20 protein-coding genes and 2 tRNA genes are annotated in these 24018 nt (G+C 18.8%); 7 read left to right on the forward strand and 15 right to left on the reverse strand.

Annotated elements, in window-relative coordinates; all coding sequences use genetic code 11:
• Nucleotides 1-61: 61 nt before the first annotated feature.
• Nucleotides 62-382 carry a heat shock protein HspQ gene (gene hspQ / locus GJT97_RS00095; protein WP_169767478.1) on the reverse strand — a complete coding sequence of 107 codons (321 nt, stop codon included), beginning with the start codon at nucleotides 380-382 and terminating at the stop codon, nucleotides 62-64.
• Between the two features lie 230 nt (nucleotides 383-612).
• On the opposite strand from hspQ, the gene alr reads away from it, so the two are divergent.
• Nucleotides 613-1692 (forward strand): alanine racemase, encoded by a 1080-nt coding sequence (alr, locus tag GJT97_RS00100; RefSeq protein WP_169767479.1) that lies wholly within the window; start codon nucleotides 613-615, stop codon nucleotides 1690-1692.
• Between the two features lie 45 nt (nucleotides 1693-1737).
• Here the strand turns inward: alr and metG are convergent, their stop codons facing one another.
• The 6 genes from metG to ftsY all read right to left on the reverse strand — a co-directional run bounded on the left by metG (nucleotide 1738) and on the right by ftsY (nucleotide 8415).
• Nucleotides 1738-3369, reverse strand: a complete 1632-nt coding sequence (metG, locus tag GJT97_RS00105; protein WP_169767480.1) for a methionine--tRNA ligase — start codon at nucleotides 3367-3369, stop codon at nucleotides 1738-1740.
• Nucleotides 3370-3409: 40 nt separating this feature from the next.
• Nucleotides 3410-3931 carry a metal-dependent hydrolase gene (locus tag GJT97_RS00110; protein WP_169767481.1) on the reverse strand — a complete coding sequence of 174 codons (522 nt, stop codon included), beginning with the start codon at nucleotides 3929-3931 and terminating at the stop codon, nucleotides 3410-3412.
• 35 nt (nucleotides 3932-3966) lie between these two features.
• Nucleotides 3967-5910 (reverse strand): exoribonuclease II, encoded by a 1944-nt coding sequence (locus GJT97_RS00115; protein WP_169767482.1) that lies wholly within the window; start codon nucleotides 5908-5910, stop codon nucleotides 3967-3969.
• 15 nt (nucleotides 5911-5925) lie between these two features.
• Nucleotides 5926-6444 carry a single-stranded DNA-binding protein gene (gene ssb / locus GJT97_RS00120; protein WP_169767483.1) on the reverse strand — a complete coding sequence of 173 codons (519 nt, stop codon included), beginning with the start codon at nucleotides 6442-6444 and terminating at the stop codon, nucleotides 5926-5928.
• Nucleotides 6445-6523: 79 nt separating this feature from the next.
• Nucleotides 6524-7405 (reverse strand): RNA polymerase sigma factor RpoH, encoded by an 882-nt coding sequence (gene rpoH / locus GJT97_RS00125; RefSeq protein WP_169767484.1) that lies wholly within the window; start codon nucleotides 7403-7405, stop codon nucleotides 6524-6526.
• Between the two features lie 65 nt (nucleotides 7406-7470).
• Nucleotides 7471-8415: a signal recognition particle-docking protein FtsY gene (gene ftsY / locus GJT97_RS00130; RefSeq protein ID WP_169767485.1), complete on the reverse strand. Its 945-nt coding sequence runs from the start codon at nucleotides 8413-8415 to the stop codon at nucleotides 7471-7473.
• 118 nt (nucleotides 8416-8533) lie between these two features.
• Between ftsY and rsmD the strand changes: the two genes are divergently transcribed.
• Entirely contained in the window at nucleotides 8534-9115 is a 582-nt protein-coding gene (rsmD, locus tag GJT97_RS00135; RefSeq protein WP_169767486.1) for a 16S rRNA (guanine(966)-N(2))-methyltransferase RsmD, read from the forward strand.
• Nucleotides 9116-9126: 11 nt separating this feature from the next.
• Here rsmD and GJT97_RS00140 read toward each other — a convergent pair whose 3' ends face one another.
• Nucleotides 9127-9378 carry a sulfurtransferase TusA family protein gene (locus GJT97_RS00140; RefSeq protein WP_169767487.1) on the reverse strand — a complete coding sequence of 84 codons (252 nt, stop codon included), beginning with the start codon at nucleotides 9376-9378 and terminating at the stop codon, nucleotides 9127-9129.
• 106 nt (nucleotides 9379-9484) lie between these two features.
• Here GJT97_RS00140 and recA point away from each other — a divergent pair, with 106 nt between their 5' ends.
• The 5 genes from recA (at nucleotide 9485) to GJT97_RS00165 (ending at nucleotide 13656) form a co-directional block, all read left to right on the forward strand.
• The gene (gene recA / locus GJT97_RS00145) at nucleotides 9485-10483 is read left to right on the forward strand and encodes a recombinase RecA (protein ID WP_169767488.1); all 999 of its coding nucleotides are present in this window, start codon (nucleotides 9485-9487) and stop codon (nucleotides 10481-10483) included.
• Between the two features lie 62 nt (nucleotides 10484-10545).
• Nucleotides 10546-13185 carry an alanine--tRNA ligase gene (gene alaS, locus GJT97_RS00150; RefSeq protein WP_169767489.1) on the forward strand — a complete coding sequence of 880 codons (2640 nt, stop codon included), beginning with the start codon at nucleotides 10546-10548 and terminating at the stop codon, nucleotides 13183-13185.
• A gap of 66 nt (nucleotides 13186-13251) precedes the next feature.
• On the forward strand, nucleotides 13252-13443 hold the full coding sequence (gene csrA / locus GJT97_RS00155; RefSeq protein ID WP_169767490.1) for a carbon storage regulator CsrA: 192 nt from the start codon (nucleotides 13252-13254) through the stop codon (nucleotides 13441-13443).
• 45 nt (nucleotides 13444-13488) lie between these two features.
• A tRNA-Ser gene (locus GJT97_RS00160) sits at nucleotides 13489-13575 on the forward strand.
• A gap of 8 nt (nucleotides 13576-13583) precedes the next feature.
• Nucleotides 13584-13656 (forward strand) — tRNA-Arg (locus GJT97_RS00165).
• Between the two features lie 100 nt (nucleotides 13657-13756).
• On the opposite strand, the gene dapD is transcribed toward GJT97_RS00165, so the two are convergent.
• The 7 genes from dapD to hisS form a co-directional block, all read right to left on the reverse strand.
• The gene (gene dapD / locus GJT97_RS00170; RefSeq protein WP_169767491.1) at nucleotides 13757-14584 is read right to left on the reverse strand and encodes a 2,3,4,5-tetrahydropyridine-2,6-dicarboxylate N-succinyltransferase; all 828 of its coding nucleotides are present in this window, start codon (nucleotides 14582-14584) and stop codon (nucleotides 13757-13759) included.
• Nucleotides 14585-14658: 74 nt separating this feature from the next.
• Nucleotides 14659-16743: an NAD-dependent DNA ligase LigA gene (gene ligA / locus GJT97_RS00175; protein ID WP_169767492.1), complete on the reverse strand. Its 2085-nt coding sequence runs from the start codon at nucleotides 16741-16743 to the stop codon at nucleotides 14659-14661.
• Entirely contained in the window at nucleotides 16725-18131 is a 1407-nt protein-coding gene (gene cysS, locus GJT97_RS00180) for a cysteine--tRNA ligase (protein WP_169767493.1), read from the reverse strand. Before cysS ends, ligA begins: the two co-directional genes overlap by 19 nt.
• Nucleotides 18132-18218: 87 nt before the next feature.
• Complete coding sequence (dnaB, locus tag GJT97_RS00185; protein WP_246208923.1) at nucleotides 18219-19604, reverse strand: replicative DNA helicase; 1386 nt, start codon at nucleotides 19602-19604, stop codon at nucleotides 18219-18221.
• Nucleotides 19605-19662: 58 nt separating this feature from the next.
• Nucleotides 19663-20643: a tRNA dihydrouridine(20/20a) synthase DusA gene (gene dusA, locus GJT97_RS00190; protein ID WP_169767495.1), complete on the reverse strand. Its 981-nt coding sequence runs from the start codon at nucleotides 20641-20643 to the stop codon at nucleotides 19663-19665.
• 51 nt (nucleotides 20644-20694) lie between these two features.
• On the reverse strand, nucleotides 20695-22062 hold the full coding sequence (gene der / locus GJT97_RS00195) for a ribosome biogenesis GTPase Der (protein ID WP_169767496.1): 1368 nt from the start codon (nucleotides 22060-22062) through the stop codon (nucleotides 20695-20697).
• Nucleotides 22063-22508: 446 nt separating this feature from the next.
• Complete coding sequence (gene hisS / locus GJT97_RS00200) at nucleotides 22509-23795, reverse strand: histidine--tRNA ligase (protein WP_169767497.1); 1287 nt, start codon at nucleotides 23793-23795, stop codon at nucleotides 22509-22511.
• Nucleotides 23796-24018: the final 223 nt, after the last annotated feature.

Raw genomic sequence — 24018 nt, forward strand, 5'->3', positions numbered from 1 at the left:
TTATTTTTTACAATATTAATAATGATATAAATAAATAAAAAACGATTTTATTTTATTTATATTAATTTCTTAATCTAGGTGTTATTAATTGTTTTTTAATTGAATCGGATAATTCATCTAATAATGAGTTTTCTGAATGTTTATTTTCTAAAGGTTCTCCTGATAATTGTGCTTCTGCTAAATATGTATGTATAGGTTGTCCTGTATCATCTTCCATTACTACATGATACCATGGTCTATTACGTAATGTTATACTTTCTGCAACTTCATCTATTTTAGCATCACGTAATGAATACTCAGGATCAACATCAACTATAACTCCTAAAAAACCTAATAACTTATGTCTTACTTGTTGACCTATACCGAATTTACTAGTAATCATAATAAGATCCTTTTTAAAATATATTTAAGATATATTATCTACTACTTAAAATAAGTATATAATAAATTTTTTATAAATTAAATATTAATTTAAAGTAAAATATACAATATTTTATATATTCTTGAATTTTTTTATTTTTAATATAAAATATATATATATTAAATAATATTAGAATAAGTTTTTATAAAAAATATTAAATATTAAAATTTTACTTTAAAAAAAAATTATAAATGGTTAGACCAATTTCAGCAATTATTGATACTAATGCATTAAAAAATAATTTAAAAATTATTAAAAATATTGCATTTAAATCTAAAGTTTGGTCTGTTTTAAAATCAGATGCTTATGGTCATGGTATTAAAAATATATATTCATGTATTAATTATAATAGTGACGGTTTCGCTGTTTTAACATTAGATGAAGCTATAATTTTAAGAAAAAATGGTTGTAATAAACCAATTCTTTTATTAGAAGGTTTTTTTAATGAAAAAGAATTATATTTAATCTATAAATATTATTTAACTATTACTTTACATAGTAAATGGCAATTAAATGCATTAATAAAATATAAATCAAAATATCCTATTAATATATATATTAAAATAAATAGTGGTATGAATAGATTAGGATTTTCTACAAAAAAAATCATAAAAATAATACATATTATTAAAAATAATATTAATACTTCTAAAATTAGTTTAATGACTCATTTTTCAGACGCAAAAATTAATTCTAATTTTATAAAAAAACAAATAGATAATATAAAAAAATATATTCATAATTATCATAGTTTTTCATGTTCATTCGCAAATTCTGCTGCTGTATTATGGCATAAATATACTCATTATGATTGGGTAAGAACTGGAATTATTTTATATGGAGCTTCACCTACTGGTGAATGGAAAGATATTGCTAAAATAAAAATTAAACCAGTAATGACATTAAAAAGTAAAATTATATCTATACAAAAAATTTTTCCTGGACAAATTATAGGTTATAATTGTGGATATTATACAAATAAAAAACGTAAAATTGGGATTATAGCATGTGGTTATGCAGATGGTTATCCTAGAAATATAAACAATAAAACATTTGTTTTAGTTCAAGGTATTAAAACAAAAATATTAGGAATCATATCTATGGATATGATGGTTATAGATTTATTAAATATTCCAGAGGCTCAAATAGGAAGTTCAGTAGAATTATGGGGCAATAATATTAAAATAGATGATGTAGCTAAATCAGCAAATACTATTGGATATGAACTAATGTGTTCATTATCAAAAAGAGTACCTAGAATCTTAAAATAAATTTAATTATATAATTATACATATAAAAAATATATATTTATATTTTTATGTTATGATATTTTTTATATTTTTTATATTTATTCTACTAAATAATGGTTTAAATTTATTAATTTTTTGATTAATTAAAGGATTTTTAATATTATGAAAAGATAATTTATGTTTTAAAAATAATTCAGTTTTTTTAGATAAAATAGGCATAATTGGTTTTAAATAAATCATAATTACACGAAACATATTGATTCCCATAGAGCAAATATTATGAACTTTTTTTTTTTTTAAATTATCTTTTATTAATAACCAAGGTTTATGTTTATCAATATAAGAATTAGCTATATTTGATAAAATTATAATTTGTTTAATAACATGACTATATTGACGTTTAAAAAAATAATTATGAATAATTTCAGATTTTTTAATAAATTTTAAATACAATATAATATTAATATTAGATAAATTATCATTAAAATAATTATTAATAAAATATGCATTTCTTGAAGCTAAATTAACAATTTTATTAACAATATCTCCATTAATTTTAAATGTAAAATCATTAATATTTAAATCAATATCATTAATATTAGATGATAATTTAGATGCATAATAATAACGTAAACTATCAGAATCTATAAATTCTAACCATTTTCTTGCAGTAATAAAATTTCCTCTAGATTTAGACATTTTATATCCATTTAATGTTACATGACCATGAACAAATAATTTAGTAGGTTTTCTAAAATTCATACCTTCTAATATAGCAGGCCAAAATAAACAATGAAAATAAATTATATCTTTTCCGATAAAATGGTATAATTCTGTATTAGTTTTTTTTTCCCACCATTGATAAAAATTTAATTTTGAATATTTATCACATAAATTTTTAAAAGTACTTATATAACCTATAGGGGCATCTAACCAAACATAAAAATATTTATTAATAGTTTTAGGTATTTTAAACCCGAAATATGGTCCATCTCTAGTAATATCCCATTGTTTTAATCCTAAAAAAAACCATTCTTGAATTTTATTTTTAATAATATGATCTAATACATTAGAATTAATCCATTTTTGTAAAAAATTATTAAATTGAGGTAAATCAAAAAAATAATGTTCAGAATTACATAATATAGGTTTTTTTTTAGATAAAATAGAAATTGGATTAATTAAATGAACAGAAGAATAAGTTGTACCACAATTTTCACAATGATCACCATATTGGTTAATAGATTTACAATTAGGACAAGTTCCTTTTATAAATCTATCAGGTAAAAAAAGATTATATGTATCATCGTATAATTGTTTAATAATTTTTTTTTTTATAAAATTTTTTTTTTTTAAATGATTAAAAATTAATTTAACAAAAAAAAAATTTTCAATACTATTTGTAGTATGATAATTATCATAATCAATATTAAATTGTTTTAAATCTAAAACATGTTCATTATATATTTTGTTAATTAATTTTTCTGGATTAATATTTAACTGTTTAGCTTTTAACATAACAGGTGTTCCATGAGCATCATCAGCACAAATAAAATATACTTCATGACCACACATACGATTATATTTTACCCAAATATCTGCTTGTATTTGTTCTAATAAATGACCTAGATGAATGCTACCATTAGCATATGGTAAAGCACATGTAACTAACATTTTTTTTTTTTTTGGGAGAAACATAATATTTTTTATATATATTTAATATAAATTAAAAATTATTTTAATTAAAGAATTTAATTATAATATTATTACAAACAGGATACAATAAATATATAGAAAATATTAAATAAAAATAACAAAAAATATCTTCTTTAATAATTTTTTTTGTAATAAGAGGTAACTTAAATTTCTTTTTATATGGCCAAAATAATGGTACTCCTAGTGGAGTTAGGATGTCTGCTATAATATGGCTACAATAACCTATAATTAAACCTAATTTCATGTCAAAAATATGTATTAACTTTATATCAATAAAAAAAATCATAAATCCAAATATTAATATAGATAATAAACTATGTGTAAATCCTCTATGCCCAAATAATTTATTAATTAAATATGAGATAATTTTAATTTTACGTCCTAAAATAGATTTAGGATGATCAATATCAGGTAATAAACACGTAATGATAGAAACAGGAATAATACGCCACCAATCATCATGATACATTATATTAGAAAAAATAAAATGTTGTATCAAAATACTGCTAGATATAGCAAATATTATATGTCCTTTAACTGTCATATAAACCTTATTATTAAATAAATAAATTATAAATTTTAAATTATTTTAACAATAATACTATTAACATTAATTTCTTTTATAATTACTTTAACTTTATCCGTAACTTTATATAAAATTTTTTTTTTGTTAAAAACAATTCCTTTTTCTTTATTAAGAATAATATTATCTATATTATTACATAAAAATTTTTTAGGAACAAATGCATATGCACCATTTTGAATTAACCTTACTTTTATACTAAAAAAAGATATATCAATAATTTCTGAAATAAAAATCTTATTATTTATTGATATTTTTTTAAAATATTGAAAATATAAAAAATTTGACAAATCTTTTTTTGCTTGTTTATTTAAATAACGTTTTTGATTCATTTCAATATGAATATTATTTAAAAATTTTTCTATTAAAAATTTTTTTTTATAAATAATTGATTTAATTAATCGATGATTAATCATATCCCCAAATTTTCGTATAGGAGATGTCCATGTTGCATATCTCTTTACTCCTAAAGCAAAATGAGGACCAGGTTTTATATTAAATAAAGAAATTAATTGATATTTTTTAATTCTATTTAATGCAAGTGATAATTTTAAATTTTTTAATCTATGAAAAATATTTTTATATCCTTCTAATGTTAGAAGATCAGATTTATTACATTTAATATCATATTCTTCTAATAATTTTATTATTTTATCAAGTTTATTTGTATTAAAACCATAGTAAACATTATATATTCCAAAATTTGAATTTTTATATAAAAAATTAGATGCACATATATTAGCTGCTAACATAACAGCCTCAATCATTTTATGAGCTGTTCTTTTTTTTTCAACTATTATATCTAATATATTTCCTTGTTCTCCAAAAATAAATTTATAATCAATATTATCAAAATTTATAATATTTCTAATATTCCATTTTTTACGATATAAATAAAATTTATACAAAAAAAGTATTTGTTTTTCTATTTTATTATTATTAGGTTTCCAAGTCCCTATTTTTTTTATCCAATTTGAAACATCATTATAATTCAATTTAGCATGAGATTTTATCCATCCTGTAAAAAAAAATATTTTTTTAGATAAAAAACCGTCTTGGTTAATAATCATTTTACAAATTAAAGCTGGTTTTTTTTTTTGAAAATTTAAAGAACAAAAATTTTCTGATAATATTTTTGGTAATAAAGAAATTGTTAATCCAGGTAAATAATTTGTAAACATTCTTTGTAAAGCTATTTGATCTATTAAACTATTTTGCTGAATATAAGAAGTAGGATCTGCTATAGCTACATAGATTAATAATTTTTTTTCAGATATTTCTTCTATATATAGTGCATCATCTATATCTTTAGTATCTTTGTTATCTATTGTAATAAAACATAATTTAGTTAAATCTTTTCTATATATTTTTTTTTCTAAAAATTTTATTTTTTCACATAAAGAATTACTAGGAGAATCGATAGAAAGATTATATTTTAATAATATATTCCACCATGGTAATAAATACTTATTATTTATTGTAACAATATCTGTTATTTCGGCTATAAAAACATCTTTTTCTCCATTTAAAGGATGTTTAATAATTTTAGCAACTACTTCATCATTATCTTTTAAATTTTTTAAAAATTTTTTTTTTTTTATAGAACATTTAATAATATTTTTACATAAAATTTCTTTTTCTGGAATTATATAAACAATATTATTTTTTTTTTTTATTTTTCCTTGAAATATATTAATATTAGATTTTATTAATTTTATTGGTATAACTTTAATTAAATTATTAATATCATTTTTAGCTAATATATAATCTCCTTCCATTACATATTTTAAATAAATCTCAGATATATAATATATATTATTTTTATTTGTTTCTAAAATTACTTTTTTTTTATCAAAAATTTTAACATAACCCTTTATAGAAGGTAAATTTTTTGTAAATTTTTTTTTTAATTGTAAAAGTAATGTATTATTATAAAACATAAATAAAATTTGAAATTAAAATGGAATATCGTCTTCAAAATCAAGAATATTTTCATTTTTGTTAACAGATAATTCATTATTATTATTTTCTACTAAATTAGATTTATTTAATTTTTTATTCCAGAGATTTTTATCTTCTACAGATTTTTTTTCTTTATTTAATGTTATATTATTATGATTACGTGAATTATTTAATATTTGCATAGTACCTCCTATACTTACAATAATTTCAGTTATATAATTATCTTGTCCATTTTGGTTTTGCCATTTTCTTGTTTGTAGAGATCCTTCAATATATACTTGAGATCCTTTTTTTAAATATTCATTAGAAATTTCTGCTAATTTCCCAAAAATTACTATTCTATGCCATTCAGTTTTTTCTTTATTTTCTCCTGTATTTTTATCTTTCCAATTATCTGAAGTTGCGACTATAATGTTAACAACAGGATTCCCATTAGGCATATAACGCATTTCAGGATCTTTACCTAAAAAACCGATAATAATAACTTTATTTATACCTCTTTTACCAGCCATTTTTATCCTTTTGTTAAAAAAATAACGATTACTTACACATTATCTTATTATTACATAAATTTAATAAAAAAAATATAAATTATATTAAAAATAAATTTTCAATAATACAACGTAATTTTTTCATCGCATTTTTTTCTAATTGTCTTATACGTTCTGCTGATATACCATAATATATTGCTAATTCTTGTAATGTAATTTTTTTTTTATTTTTATTTAACCATCTAAGATTAATAATATTACGACTACGATAATCAAGTTTTAAAAGTGCTTTATATAATTTATTTGAAAGAAATTTATTCCAATTATCTTTTTCAATTATATTAGCAAAATTAGAATTATGATCTTTTAAAAAAATATTTGTATTTATATTTTTATCTTTAATATTATCTTTAATATTAAGATTATCATTCATGTCTTGTGCTGACATACGTTTTTCCATTTCACACACATCTTTAACTGAAACTCCTAATTTTTTAGCAACTATTTTAATTTCACTTTGGTTAAACCAGCCTAATCTTTGTTTTGCTTTACGTAAATTAAAAAATAATTTTCTTTGTGCTTTTGTAGTGGCTACTTTAACTATACGCCAATTACGTAAAACATATTCATGTATCTCTGCTTTAATCCAATGAATAGCAAATGATACTAAACGTACACCAATTTCTGGATTAAATTTACGTACAGCTTTCATTAAACCTATATTACCTTCTTGAATAAGATCTGCTTGTTGTAAACCATATCCAGAATAATATTTAGCGACATGTACAACAAATCTTAAATGTGATAAAATTAATTTTTTAGCAGCCTCTAAATCACCTTTATAGTATAATTTCTTAGATAATTTTTTTTCCTCTTGAGAAGTTAGTATTGGATAATTATTAGTATTATAAACATAAGAATCTAATGTTCCTATAAAAATATTAGATGTTCTTAAATTAGAGGTAAATATATTTTTATACATTAAATCCTCCAAAAATAAATATTATCAATATAATTTTAATTAATTTAAAATTAATAATTAATTATTTATAAAATAGCATTTATAAAATTTTTTGCATTAAATAAATGTAAATTAGTAATTTTTTCTCCAGAACCTAAAAAACGTATTGGAATATTAAATTTATTTGCTAAAGAAAAAATTACACCACCTTTTGCTGTACCATCAATTTTTGTTATTGTAACTCCTGTTATTCCTACACTATCATGAAATATTTTAAGCTGATTAATAGAATTTTGTCCGATATTAGCATCTAAAACTAACATAACTTCATCAATAACCATATTATTATTTTTTTTAATTACACGTGTAATTTTTTTTAACTCTTCCATTAACATTATATTATTATGTAATCTACCAGATGTATCTGCAATTAAAATATCAATTTTTTTTTTTTTAGAATAAGAAATTGCATCAAAAATAATAGCTGAACTATCTTTTTTTTTATTTTTTTCTAATAAAATACTATGGCTTCTTTTACTCCAAACAGATAATTGTTCATAAGCGCCTGCTCTAAAAGTATCACCAGATGCTAAAAGCACAGATTTTTTTTGTTTATAAAAATAATATGCAAGTTTTCCTATTGTTGTTGTTTTTCCAACTCCATTTATACCTATAACTAATATTATAAAAGGTTTTTTATTTTTAATTATTAAGGGAACTTCTACTGAAAGTAATATTTTTAACATTTCCTTTTTTATATAATCGTATAATTTACAAGAATTTTGAATTTTATTTTTTTGTGCATAATTTTTTGTTAAATTAATGATTTTATTTGTAGTATGTATATCTATATCAGAAATTATTAATGTTTCTTTTAATTTATTAAATAATTCTTCATTAACAATATTTTTTCTTTTAAAAAGATTAATAATTTTTTGACTAAGATTTTTAGTAGTTTTAATTAAATTTTTTTTTAAATAATTTAAAAAACCATGTTTTTTTTTTACATTTAAATCTTGTTTATTTATCATTTTTCTATAGAATATATAATAATATTTATTATTAAATAATTAATTTAATTATATTATTATAATAATATAATTAAATTAAAATTTAAAGTAAATCATATTTTAAAATTTTATATAAATTATGAAAAAAAAAAAAAATTTTAATCAAGTTAAAATTATTGCAGGAAAATGGAAAAATAAAAAAATAAAAGTAATAAATAATAAAATATTAAAACCTACAATGAATTTTATACGTGAAAATTTATTTAATTGGATTATGAATGATACTTATTTTACATGTTTAGATTGTTATGCAGGAACCGGGATTTTAAGTTTTGAAGCTTTTTCTAGAAAAAATATTTATTCAGCTACTTTAATAGAGAATAATAAAAAGATATTTAAACAATTAAAAAAAAATATTTATTTTTTAACAAAAAAAAATATTTCTTTAATTTTTGATAATACTATAAAAATATTATCAAAAAAATCTGATATACAATATGATCTAATTTTTATTGATCCCCCATTTTGTCAAAAAAATATTTTATTAGAAAAAACGTGTGTTTTATTAGAAAAAAATAATTGGTTAAAAAATAATACAAAAATTTTTATTCAGTATAAAACAAAAAGTAAAAAATTATCTTTATCTAAAAAATGGATTAAATATCGACAAAATAGTTTCGGTATTGTAACATATTTATTATATAAAATAGTCTCTCTTTAAAAGAGATGTTATTATATTTTTTGTATTAAAAAATAATATGGTATTTTATTTGTTTTTTTTTTGATAATATTAAATTTCATAAAATAGCAAAAATTTTTAATATCTATATTAACAATTTTATCATTAGTAATTATAATTAAAGTTTCTTTTTTTTTTATTTTAAGTAATTTTTTTTTTATCATTATAATTGTATTTGGACATTGTATTCCTCTTATATCTAAAACAAAATTTGCATTTTTATAAAAATTTTCTTTTTTAAACATTTTGAATATATTTTTAATATATAAATTAATATGAATTATTTTATTATAATAAAATAATTTTTTATAAAATTCATAATTAAATTTATTATTAAATAAGGTATATATTATGAATTTAGAAAAAAAAAAACAAATAGCTCTCGAAAATGCTATTACACAAATAGAAAACCAATTTGGTAAAGGTTCTATTATGAGATTAGGAGATAATAGAACTATGGATATAGAATCTATATCTACAGGATCTCTATCTTTAGATAGAGCTTTAGGTATCGGGGGATTACCAATTGGTAGAATAGTAGAAATATATGGACCTGAATCTTCTGGTAAAACTACTTTAACATTGCAAATTATTGCAGAAGCTCAAAAACTACAAAAAATTTGTGCATTTATTGATGCAGAACATGCATTAGATCCTTTTTATGCTAAAAAATTAAATGTTGATATTAATAAATTATTATGTTCTCAACCAGATACAGGGGAACAAGCATTAGAATTATGTGATTCATTAGCTAAATCAGGTATTATAGATGTTATTATAGTAGATTCAGTTGCTGCTTTAACTCCAAAAGCTGAAATAGAAGGAGAAATAGGAGATTCACATATAGGTTTAGCAGCAAGAATGATGAGCCAAGCTATGAGAAAATTAGCAAGTAATTTGAAACAAACAAATACATTATTAATTTTTATTAATCAAATAAGAATGAAAATTGGTGTTTTATTTGGCAATCCTGAAGTAACAACTGGAGGTAATGCTTTAAAATTTTATGCTTCTGTTAGATTAGATATTCGTAAAATAGGAAATGTTAAAATTGGAGATGATATAATCGGTAGTGAAACTAGAGTAAAAGTTGTTAAGAACAAAGTTGCTGTTCCTTTTAAAATAGCTGAATTTCAAATTATTTATGGTGAAGGTATTAATATTTATGGTGAATTATTAGATTTAGGAGTAAAAGAAAAAATAATTGAAAAATGCGGTTCGTGGTATAGTTACCATAATGAGAAAATTGGTCAAGGGAAAATGAATGCTATTAATTTTCTTAAAAATAATAAAAAAAAATCAATAGAAATAGAAGAAAAATTAAGAAAAATTTTTTTTAAAAAAAAATAATATATGCGTATATTTGTATTTAAAAACAATGTTTTAAAAAGTATTTAAGGTTAATTTATAATATGGATAATAAAATTGAAGAAATTCGTAAAATATTTTTAGAATTTTTTAATAAGAAACAACATAAAACAATTAAAGAAGGTTCATTAGTACCTTACAATGATTCATCATTATTATTTACAAATGCAGGCATGAATCAATTTAAAGAATATTTTTTAGGATATAAAAAGTCTCCTTATTCAAGAATTGTTACAATACAAAAATGTATACGTATTGGAGGTAAACATAATGATTTTCAAAATGTAGGTTTTACAAATAGACATCATACATTTTTTGAAATGTTAGGTAATTTTAGTTTTGGAGATTATTTTAAAAAAGAAGCTATTTTTTATGCATGGGAATTATTAACTAATTCTAAATGGTTTAATTTAAAACAAAAAAAAATATTTATTACTGTATATTATAAAGATATTGAAACCTATAATATTTGGAATAAAATTATTGGTATACCTAAAAAAAATTTAATTTTGATAGAAGACAAAAATAATCAAAAATATAATTCTGATAATTTTTGGCAAATGTCTGAAACTGGACCTTGTGGACCATCTACTGAAATTTTTTATGATTTAGGTGATCATTTAAAAGGAAATATTAAAAATAATTTTGGTAATCGTTTTATTGAAATATGGAATATTGTTTTTATACAATTTAATAAAACATTAAACGGAAAATTAATTCCTTTAATGATAAAATCAGTAGATACTGGTATGGGATTAGAACGTATTACTGGTGTTTTAGAAGGAGTTGATTCAAATTATAAAATATATTTTTTTAAAAAAATTATTCAAGAAATAGCTAATATAATTAAAATACAAGATTTAGAACATAATTCTTTAAAAGTTATAGCAGATCATATTAGATCAACTATTTATTTAATAACAGAAGGTATTATTCCTAGTAATGAAAAAAGAGGATATATTTTAAGAAAAATTATTAGAAGAGCTATAAATCATGGAAGAATTTTAGGGAAAAAAGAACCATTCTTTTATCAATTAGTAAAAATTTATATTAAATATACAAATAATAATGAAAAAAATTTTTTAAATGAAAAATTTGATTTAATTGTAAATATTATTAGGAATGAAGAAGAAAAATTTAATCAAATTATACATTTAGGAATTTTATTATTAAATAAAGAACTTAAAAAATCTAATAATAATTCTTTAACAGGGAAACAAATATTTTATTTATATGATACTTTTGGATTATCTCCAGATTTAATTCAAAATATATGTATAGATAAAAATATTAATATAAATAAAAAAGAATTTATTCAATATATGGAAATTCAACGTCAAAAATCAAAAAAAAATAATTTTTTTATTAATAAAAAAAATATTTATTATAAAAATCATGTTTCCAAATTTAATGGGTATACAAAGTTTATAACTTATAGCAAAATAATAGATATTTATATAAATAAAATTTCTCATGATCAAATAAAATTAGGAGATGAAGGAGAAATAATACTAGATATTACAACTTTTTATGGAGAATCAGGTGGACAAAAAGGAGATATAGGATATTTAAAAAAAAATAAAAAAAATATTTTTCAAGTGTATGATACAAAAATACAAGGGAATATAATTATTCATATAGGAAAAATGATTTTAGGTTCATTAAATAAAAATGATTATTTATATTCTAAAATAGATATATTAAATCGGATGATGATCAGTAGAAATCATTCTGCGACACATTTATTACATACTATATTACGTAAAAAATTTGGTATATATGTACAACAAAAAGGATCATTAATAACTAATAAATATTTAAGGTTTGATTTTTTACTAAACAATTCTTTAAAAGAAGACGATATTTCGTATATTGAAAAAAAAATTAATGATTATATATTAGAAAATATACCTATAAAAACATATATAAAAAAAAAAAAAGAAATAAAAAATAAAAAAAATATAATAGCATTATTTGAAAATAAATATTCTTCTTCTGTAAGAATTGTAGATATTAAAGATATCTCACAAGAATTATGTGGTGGTACACATGTTAAAAATACTGGACAAATTGGTTTATTTATCATTACTAAATTTTTAAATATTGCTAATAGCGTAAAACGTATACATGCAATCACACATAATATAGCATTAGAATACATACAACAACAAAATAAAAATATTAAATATATTTCTCATTTATTTAACACAAATGAAAAACATTTAATACAAAATATTTTATTAAATAAAAAAAAAAATTATTTATTAAAACAAAATTTTAAAGAATTACAACAGTATTTTCTTTTAAAAGAAGAAAATATTTTATTAAAAAATAATATATTATTAAATAATATAAATATAATTATTAGTAAAATATATAATTTTAACCCAATATTTTTTAATATTATTTTAAAAAAAATATTAAAAAAATTAAATAAAGTTATAATAATTTTATCTACTAAATGGGAAAAAAAGATATTTTTTATAATTAAGATTACAAAAAATATTAATAATGAAATAAATATTTTAGATTTTATGAAAAGAAATTTAGATAAAAATGTTTGTAATATAAATGGATGTGCTAATATAGTCCAAGGTAATATTAATTTTAATATAGATCAGTATTACTTTATCTTATCTAAAATAAGAACATTTATTTTAAATAAAATAAATAAATTAAGTTAATAATTTAAATAAAATTTAAATATAATAATATATATTTTATATTTTATTTCTTTTAAGGAGAAAAGAATGTTAATTCTTACTCGTCGAATAGGCGAAACACTTATGATTGGTGATGAAGTTATGGTAACAGTATTAGGAATAAAAGGAAATCAAGTTCGAATAGGTGTTAATGCTCCTAGAGAAATTGCTGTTCATCGTGAAGAAATATATCAACGTATACAAACAGAAAAAAAACAAAAAACAAATTTAATAAAATAATTTGACAAAATTTTTCTAGTAGATATAATTAGATTTATATATAATGGTGAGATGGCCGAGTGGTTTAAGGCGCACCCCTGCTAAGGGTGTATGTAGTATTCTACATCGAGGGTTCGAATCTCTCTCTCACCGATGGAAAAGCATCCGTAGCTCAGTGGATAGAGCACTCGGCTACGAACCGAGTGGTCGGGGGTTCAAATCCTCCCGGATGCAGTTAAAATTTATACTATTTAAATTAAAATTTAACATTATTTTATAGAAAGAAACTACATTTTTGTTTTAAACCAAAACGCATTCTATAACTTATTTTTACTTATATTGAACCACGTAAAATATCATTTATTTCAACTTTACTTAAAGTTTTTTTATCTACCCTTTTAACTATTATAGCACAATATAAATTATATTTTCCATTTTTAGAGGGTAAAGTACCAGGAACAACAACTGAATAACTAGGAACAATACCATAGTGAATTAATTCATTTTCTCTATCATAAATTTTAGTACTTTGTCCAATATATACTCCCATTGAAATTACTGATCCTTCCTTTATAAGAACTCCTTCTACTATTTCCGATCTAGCTCCTATAAAACAATTATTTTCTATAATAGTAGGTCTAGATTGTATAGGTTCAAGAACACCTCCTATACCTACACCACCAGAAATATGGACATTATCTCCTATTTGTGCACAAGATCCAATAGTAGACCAAGTATCTATCATAGTTTTTTTACCAATAAAAGCACCTATATTTACAAAAGATGGCATCAAAACTGTATTTTTAGAAATAAAAGAACCATATCTTATAACAGTAGGAGGTACAACTCGACATTTCATGTTTTCAAAAATATTTTTTTTACTATCATAATTAAATTTTAAAGGTATTTTATCATAAAAATTATTATATGAACCTTTTAATAAAAAATTTTTACTAATTTTAAAATATAATAATATAGCTTTTTTTATCCATTTATTAATTACCCACTGTCCTTTGATATTTTCAGCCACTCTAATCATGCCTTTATCTAAAAATTTAATTACAGTATTAATATTATTAATAACTTCTTTTTTATATAAAAAATTATTATTTTTTTTATATTTGATAAAATAATCTTCTATAATATTTTTTAGATTTTTCATATAATTAAATTATTACAAAATTTTATTAAAAATATTACTAATTACAATACCATCGATTTTTATAATCCACAAATTTAATTTTTTTTAAAAAAATTATTTTTATTATTTTCTAATAAAGAAATAATTTGATTTTCATCAATAATTTTAATACTTAGTTTATTTGCTTTTAATAATTTAGAACCAGGATTTTTCCCTAAAATTAATAAATTAGTTTTTTTATTAATATTTTTATTTATTTTAGCACCTAAAATAGTTAATTTATCTGTAATATATGATCTTTTAAGAGAAATAAATGTTCCAGTAATAGAAATATTTTTTTTATAAAAAAAATTTTTTTTTAAAATATTTTTAGGATAAATAATATTTATTTTTTCTAATAATTTAGAAATTATATAAATATTTTCTTTATTTTTTATAAAATTTAAAATGTTTATTGAATTTTTTTCTCCTATTCCAATTATATTTGATAATTTGATTATATTAGTATCTAAAAATTTATGTAATGTTTTAAAACATAATGATATATTATATGATGTTACTTTTCCAATTCCTGGAATACCTAAAGAAAATAAAAATTTATAAAATATAACATTTTGTTTTTTTTGTAAAAATTTAAAAATTTTTTTTATAGATTTAATACCTAAATTATCTATTTTAGATAAAGTATTAATATTAAGATTTAATAAATCTATAACATTTGTTATTAAATTTTGTTCTACAAGTTTATTAATTAATTTATTTCCTATAAAATTAATATTTAAAGCATCTTTAGAAATAAAATGTTTTAAATATGCTTTTAATTGAGCTTTACAAGATATTCCTGCTGGACAATATAAATAATTTTTTTTTATTCGCAGTACAGAATAACAACTAGGACATATTTTAGGTATAGAAATTTTTTTTATCTTTTTAAAAGATCTATTTGTTTTAATTACATGAACAATTTTAGGAATAACATCTCCACATCTTTGTATAACAATTGTATCTCCTATTTTTAAATCTAGTTTTTTAATTTCATTAATATTATATAATGTTGCAAAATTAATATTAACTCCAGTAATATTAACAGTATTAAATTTAGCAATAGGAGTAAAAATTCCTGTACGTCCTATTTGAAAAATTATTTTTTTTAGTAATGTTATTTTTTCTTGTGGAGGAAATTTATATGCAATAGACCATTTAGGAGCATGATTAGTATATCCAATAATTTTTTGTTGTTGGATATTATTTATTTTAATAACAATACCATCAATATTATAAGGTAATAAATTTCTATTTTTTTGAAAATATTTATAATAATTAATTATTTTATGATAAGAAAAAAAAACTTTAGTATATTGTGATATAGGAATGCCATACGTTTTTAAATTATTTAATATTTCTTTTTGACTAAAAAAAAAATTTTTATTTACAAAACCAATACCATAACTAAAAAAACTTAGTAAATGTAAATATTTTTCATTATAATTTTTATTTGATTTTATAATACCATAAGTAGCACTTCTTGTATTACTAAATATTTTAGATTTAATAATTTTTTTTTGATTTAGTATTTGAAAATTTTTTTTTGTAATAAATATTTCTCCTCTAATTTCTAAATATTTAGGTAATTTCCCCTTTTTTAAAACATGAGGAATATCTTTAATTTGTAATATATTTTTAGTAATATTTTCTCCTATTGATCCATCTCCTCTTGTTGAGGCACTAGATAATATTCCATTTATATATAATAAATTTACTGCTATCCCATCAAATTTTAATTCACAACAAAATTCAAATTTATTACTAATTTTTTTTATAGGATAAAAAAAATTTTTTAATAAATCACTTTCATTAAAAACATTATTTAATGATAACATTAACATTTTATGTTTTATTTTTTGACATACTGATGTTAATTTAGCACCTACTATTTGAGTAGGTGAATATTTATTTTTTAAATAAGGATATAAATTTTCTAATTTTTTTAATTTGTTAATTAATTTATCATATTGATAATCTAAAATATTAGAATTATTTGATATATAATATTTATAATTATAATTATTAATTATTTTACGTAATTTTATTATTTTTTTTTTATAAAAAAAAAGTTTAGAAATTTTATATAAAATATTTATTATTTTATTAATAAAAAATTTTAAATTTTTTTTTTCCATATAGTTCCATTAATTGTATCTTCTAAAGAAATATTTTTATCTTCTAATTTTTTTCTAATTAAATCTGCTTTTTCCCATAATTTATTATGACGTGCAATATTACGTATTTTTATTAATTGTTTAATTTCGTTTATATTATAAAAATCGTGTAAATTTGTATTTTTTTGTAAATATGTTTTAGGATTATAAAATAAAATTCCTAAAATATTACCTAATTTTTTTAATTTTAAAATTAAATAATTAGTAATTAAATATTTTTTTTTTTGATAAGCGATGTTTATTTTCCGTGAAATTTTAAATAAAATACTGTATGCTTTAGGAGTGTTAAAATCATCATTCATTGCATTATAAAATTGTTGTTCTAATAAAAAAAAATTATTTTTTAATTTTCTTATATTATAAGAATAATTTTTGTAAAGTAAAGAAATATACAATTTTTGTAAAATTAATTGTGCCTGTATTAATTTACTTTCATGATATATAATAGGACTACGATAGTGAGTAGCAGTTAAAAAATATCTTACAACTTCTTTATTATATTGTGATAAAAGATCTTTTATTTTTAAAGTATTTTTTAAAGATTTAGACATCTTTTTGTTATTGACAATAATCATTCCTGTATGTATCCAATAATTAACATAAAAATTTTTATCTATACAAGAAGATTGTGCTAATTCATTTTCATGATGGGGAAAAATTAAATCATTACCTCCACCATGTATATCAAAACATTTTCCTAAATATTTACGACTTAAAGTAGAACATTCTATATGCCAACCAGGACGGCCATACCCCCATGGGGAAATCCAACCTATTTCTAATTTAGAAGTTAATTTCCATAAAATAAAATCTTTATAATTTTTTTTAAAATTAATATTTTTAATTCTTAAAGTTGATTTTAATAAATTTATTTTTTGTCTAGACAATATTCCATAGTTTAAATATTTTTTAATAGAAAATATAATATCACCATTTTTAGCAATATATGCAGCATTATTTATTAATAATTTTGCTATTACTTGAATAATATCTGTAATATGATCAGTAACTTTTGGTTCAAAATTAGGTGGTAATATGTTTAAATTATTAAAATCTTTAGAAATATTATTAATTATATTTTTTGTAAAATATCTTATATTTTGATTTTTTTTTTTTGCTATATTAATAATTTTATCATTAATATCAGTAATATTTCTTATATATTTAATTTTATAACCTAAAAATTTTAAATATCTGATAATAACATCAAATATAATAAAAGTTCTTCCATGACCAATATGACATACATCATATGTAGTTATTCCACACACATAAATTTTAACCTGTTTTTTATTAATAGGGGAAAAAAATTCTTTTTTTTTACTTAATGTATTAAAAATTTTTAACATTTACTGTCTCATAATAAAAAGTTTTATATAATATATTTTTATAATAAATTTATTTTACATAAAAATTAATAAAAATATTTTTCAAATTTAAATATTTTCATTATTATAATAATTAGAATAATTATCAAAACGTGTAATTTGATTATTAAAAATTAATTTTATACTTCCAATAGGTCCATTTCGTTGTTTTCCTATAATAATTTCAGCAATACCATGTAAATTAGTATTTTCATTATATACTTCATCTCTATAGATAAACATAATAAGATCTGCATCTTGTTCTATAGATCCTGATTCTCTTAAATCAGAATTCATTGGACGTTTATCAGATCTTTGTTCTAAAGATCTATTTAATTGAGATAAAGCAATTACAGGTACATGTAATTCTTTTGCTAAAGCTTTTAAAGAACGAGAAATTTCAGAAATTTCTAAAGTTCTATTAAAAGATAAAGATGGTACTCTAATTAATTGTAAATAATCTATCATAATTAAACATAATCCATTATGTTCTCTAAATATTTGTCGAGAACGTGACCTAATCTCTGTAGGAGTTAATTCAGAAGAATCATCGATGTATATATTTTTTCTTTTTAATAAAATTTCCATAGTAGCTGATATTTTTCTCCAATCATTATCATCTAATTGTCCTGTTCTAATTTTACTTTGATGTACTCGAGAAAGAGATGCTAACATACGAATCATAATTTGTTCACAAGGCATTTCTAAACTAAATATTAATACAGGTTTATCTTGAGATATTGCTGTATATTCACAAATATTCATTGCTAATGTAGTTTTCCCCATAGCGGGACGTGCAGCTATTATTATAAGATCAGATTTTTGTAATCCAGCTGTTTTTTTATTTAATTCATGATAACCAGTATCTATACCTGTAATACCATTTTTAGGCATATTATAAAATGATTCAATCTTAGAAATAGTAACTTCTAATATTTCTTCTAAATTTTTTGGTTTAGTATCTTTATTTAAACGTTTTTCTGCTATTTTAAATACACGTGATTCTGCTAAATTCAATAAATAGTCACTATTTCTTCCATTAGGATAATATCCTGCTTCTGCTATTTCATTAGCAACAGATATCATTTCTCTAATAATAGCACGTTCATGGACGATATCTGCATATGCAGATATATTAGAAATACTAGGAATATTTTTTGATAATTCAGCAAGATATGCAAAACCTCCTACTTGATTTAATTTATTTTTACCTTCTAAAGATTCCGAAAGTGTTATTAAATCAATAGGTTTTCCTAATTCTATTAAATAATTCATTTCATTAAAAATTATTTTATGTGATAAAATAAAAAAATCGTCTACTATTATTTTTTCTGTAATGTTATCCCATCGATTATTATCTAACATTAATCCTCCTAATATTGATTGTTCTGCTTCTAAAGAATGAGGAGGAACTTTTATTTTTTCAATTTGAGGATCTTTTTTAAATTGTTTCATCCAATTATTTTTTACCATATATAAATATAATTTTTAATTTATTTAAATAATAAATATATTATTTTATTTTTATGTAAGACAAAGCTTTATCCAAAATTTCTATATTATTAGTTTTTATAGAATTTTTTTTATCAAAAATAAATTTTTTAAATTTATTTGATCCATTAATACCATAAAAAATATTTAATAAAGGGGTTATAATAGTGATTAGAGAATTACCCTTTTTTAATTCTTTTTCTATATATGGAAACATAGATTTTACTATTATTATAGGATTTTGTAAAACAGATGTATAATTATAAATATATGAATCTATATCTATTAATATTTTAGGATTTTTAAAAATTTCTCTTCCCATCATAACTCCATCAACATATTTTAAATGTTTTTTTATATCTAATAAAGTTTTAATACCTCCATTAATTGATATTTTTATATTTGGAAAATTTTTTTTTATTTGATAAATAATTTTATAATTTAATTTAGGAATTATTAAATTTTTTTTAACATTAATATTCTGATATAATAATGCTTTTCTAGCATGAATAATAAATCTTTTACAACCACTTTCTGTAAGTAAATTAATAAATTTATGTAAAAATAAATAGTTATCATTATTATTAATACCTATACGCATTTTTATAGTTATAGGTATAGAAACACTATCACTCATAGATTTAATACAATCTGATACTATTAAAGGTTTATTCATTAAACATGCCCCAAAATTACCTTTTTGAGATTTTAAAGAAGGACAACCTAAATTTAAATTAATTTCTTTATATCCTATTTTCTCTGCTCTTTTAGCACATAGAGATAATAATTTTGGTTGATTACCTGCTATTTGTAATACAATATTATTGATATTTTTATTTTCTAATAAAAGGTTTTTATTATTTTTAATTGCATTAGAATGAATCATTTCAGTATATAAAAGTGATTTTTTAGTTAATTTACGATAAAAATATCTACAATATTTATTTGTTTTTCCTAACATAGGAGCTATTTCAAATGTAAAGTATGGAATTTTTTTTTTCATTATATAAATAATAATTTATATTATTTTAATAATTATAAATTTTAAAATCGTTTAATTATATGGATTTTTATTTTCTTGAAATTTTATATTTATAATATTACCAAAACATTGAAGTTTATTATAAATAAATTTTAATAAATAACGTTTATAATTATGATTTAATTTTTTTAATTGATTACCATATATTTTAAATAATAAAGGATGATTTCTTACTTGATGTATATATTTTAATTTTATTCTTTTCCCATTATATAATGGGGGTAAAACTAAATTAGTTGCTAAATTTAATATTTTCATAAGTTGAGAAGTACGATATATTTTTGTTGACATACTATATGTTTTATAAATTAATTGTAAAATATTATTTAAATTTGAAATAAATTTAGCTGAAATAGCAATTACAGGAAAAAATTTAAATTTTATTTTTATTAAATTTTTTAAATACAAAATATTTTCTTTTGTTAAAAGATCTATTTTATTAATAATAATAATCATAATTTTTTTTTTTGATATAATATATTGCATTAATTGTATATCTTGTTTACACAAATTTTTTTTTTCTCCATTTATTATATATAAGATAATATCTGATTTATAGATAGTTTTATAAGATTCTAAAACTGAAAATTCTTCTATTTTATTTTTGATTTTAGTTTTTTTTTTTATACCAGCAGTATCAATTAGAATTATATTTCTATTGTAATTATTTAAAATATTTAACGGTATATAAATACTTTCTCTAGTTGTTCCTGGTGTATTATTAACAACTATTCTTTTTTCATTAATAAATTTATTAATTAAAGTTGATTTACCTACATTAGGCATACCTATAACAGCTATTTTAATGTTATTTTTATTTATTGTATAAATTTTTTTATATAAAATATTATTATCGTTTTTCTTATTATCATTTATTTGTTTTATATGTGTATATAATATTTTTTTTAACTTTAAAATATTTTTATAATCTTTAATATTTATTAAAAAAAATTTAAAACCTAAAGAATAAAATTCATTATCTAAAAATATTTTTTTTGTATTATTTAATATAATAATTGCTTGTTTATTATATTTTCTGATATAATTTATTATTTCGTAATCTATAATATTTAATTTATTTCCTCTTATTAATAATAAAATTAAATTTGATTCTATAATAGATGATAGAATTTGTTTTTTTACTGAAGAATTATTTTCTTTAATTTTATTATAACTAGTTGTATCTACACAAATATATTTTATATTTTTAATTTTAGCTTTACCATATTTTTTATCTATTGTAAAATTTGGTATTTGATTCACTAATGAATCATATTTTTTTGTTAATATATTATATAAAGAAGATTTACCTACATTATTATTACCTAAAATAGTAATAATAGGATATTGATATCCAATCCTGTTTTTTGTATTTATCATATGTAATTAAAATTTTGAATAAATATATTATATATATTTTATATAAATATTTTTTTATTGTTAAATAAAATATTTATATTAAATTAATCATTATTTATTATATTAAAATTATTTTTTATATAAATAAATTATAGTAGTAATAAATTTACTTATATATTTTAAATTTTATAAAAAAATATTATTAATAATGGTATATTTTTTTTAAAAAATTTTATTTATTAAAATAATATAATTTTGATAAAAAATATTTTTTTCTATAATAATTAATTTAATTAACTTAAATTTTTTTTAAATAAAAATAAAAAAATTACTATTATTAGTAAATAAAATATTTTTATATATTAAATATAATATTTTAAAAAAATAAAAAACATAATATTATTATTTAAATAACTATAAATTTTATTCTTAAATAATCAATATTAATTATTTAAAATAATTATTTATTAAAAATATTTTTTTAAATTCAATACTAATTGGTTTTCTGATACAATTATTTGTTTCCTAAAATATAAATCTTTTAAAATAATGAAATTATTTTTAATTTCTTTAGGACCTATTATTAATATAAAACGTGCTTTATATTTATTTGCTTGAATAATTTGTTTTTTTATTTTTTGAAAAAGATAACTAATAATAATTCTAAGTTTAGGAAATTTTTTTCTAATTAATTCTCCAATTATTAAAATTTTTTTTAAACTTTGATCTGATTCCATCGGAATTAAAAAAATATCAATTAAATAATTAATATTTAATTTTAACGATTTATTAAATTGTACTAATAATAATAAACGTTCCATTCCTATAGCACATCCTAAACCACTATTACTTTTACCATTACTCATATTAGTAATTAATTTATCATATCTTCCTCCTCCACAAATGGTTTTAGAAATATATTTACTACCTATATCATAACTTTTCCATTCAAAAACAATATCATTATAATAATCTAATCCTCTTACTAAATAATGATTAATATTAAATTTTATATTCATAAAATTTAAAATATCACAAAATTTATTAAATTTATTTATACTTTCTTTATTTAAGAAATCATGTAATTTAGGTGCATAATCTAATAATTTAATATTTTTATATTTATAATTATCTAATATTCTCAAAGGATTTGTATATATTTTTTCTCTATCATTTAGATCTAAATGAAAATAATTTTTTTCCCAAAATAATATTAATTGTTTTATATATTTTTGCCGATCTATTAAAGATCCAATAGAATTAATTTCTAAAAAAATACTATTTGTGATATTTAATTTCTTCCATATATTATTTACAATAATAATAATTTCAGCATCAATATATGGGGATGTTAATCCAAGTATTTCGATGCCGATTTGATTAAATTGTCTATATCTACCTTTTTGAGGTCTTTCATAACGAAACATAGGACCATTATACCAAAATCTTCTATTATTATAAAATATATTATGTTCTATTATAGCTCTAATAAAACCTACAGTTCCTTCTGGACGTAAAGTTAAAGAATTATTATTTTTATCTGATAAAGTATACATTTCTTTTTCTATAATATCTGTATATTCTCCAATAGTTTTTTTAAATAATTCACTTTTTTCTAAAATTGGTAATTTAATTTCTTGATAACCATAATTATTTAAAGTATCTTGAATTATATTCTCAATATTTTTCCATAATATGGTATTAGGAAATAAACAATCATGCATACCATGAACGGCTGTTATTAATTTTATCACTATAAATATCTCTTATTATAAATATTAATTTTTAATAAAATTTAAATTTCATTAAAATAATTTAAAAAAAAATTTAAGTATATTAAATGTTAATAAATTTTAAAATTCATAATTTTATATTTAATTATAAAATATTTTAATATTTTTTAAAAAGTAAGTATGATGATACTTATCATGTCAATGATATATGAGTATTATATTTAATATATATAAACAAAACAAT

The sequence above is a fragment of the Enterobacteriaceae endosymbiont of Donacia proxima genome (genome assembly GCF_012569285.1).
Taxonomy (GTDB): Bacteria; Pseudomonadota; Gammaproteobacteria; order Enterobacterales; family Enterobacteriaceae.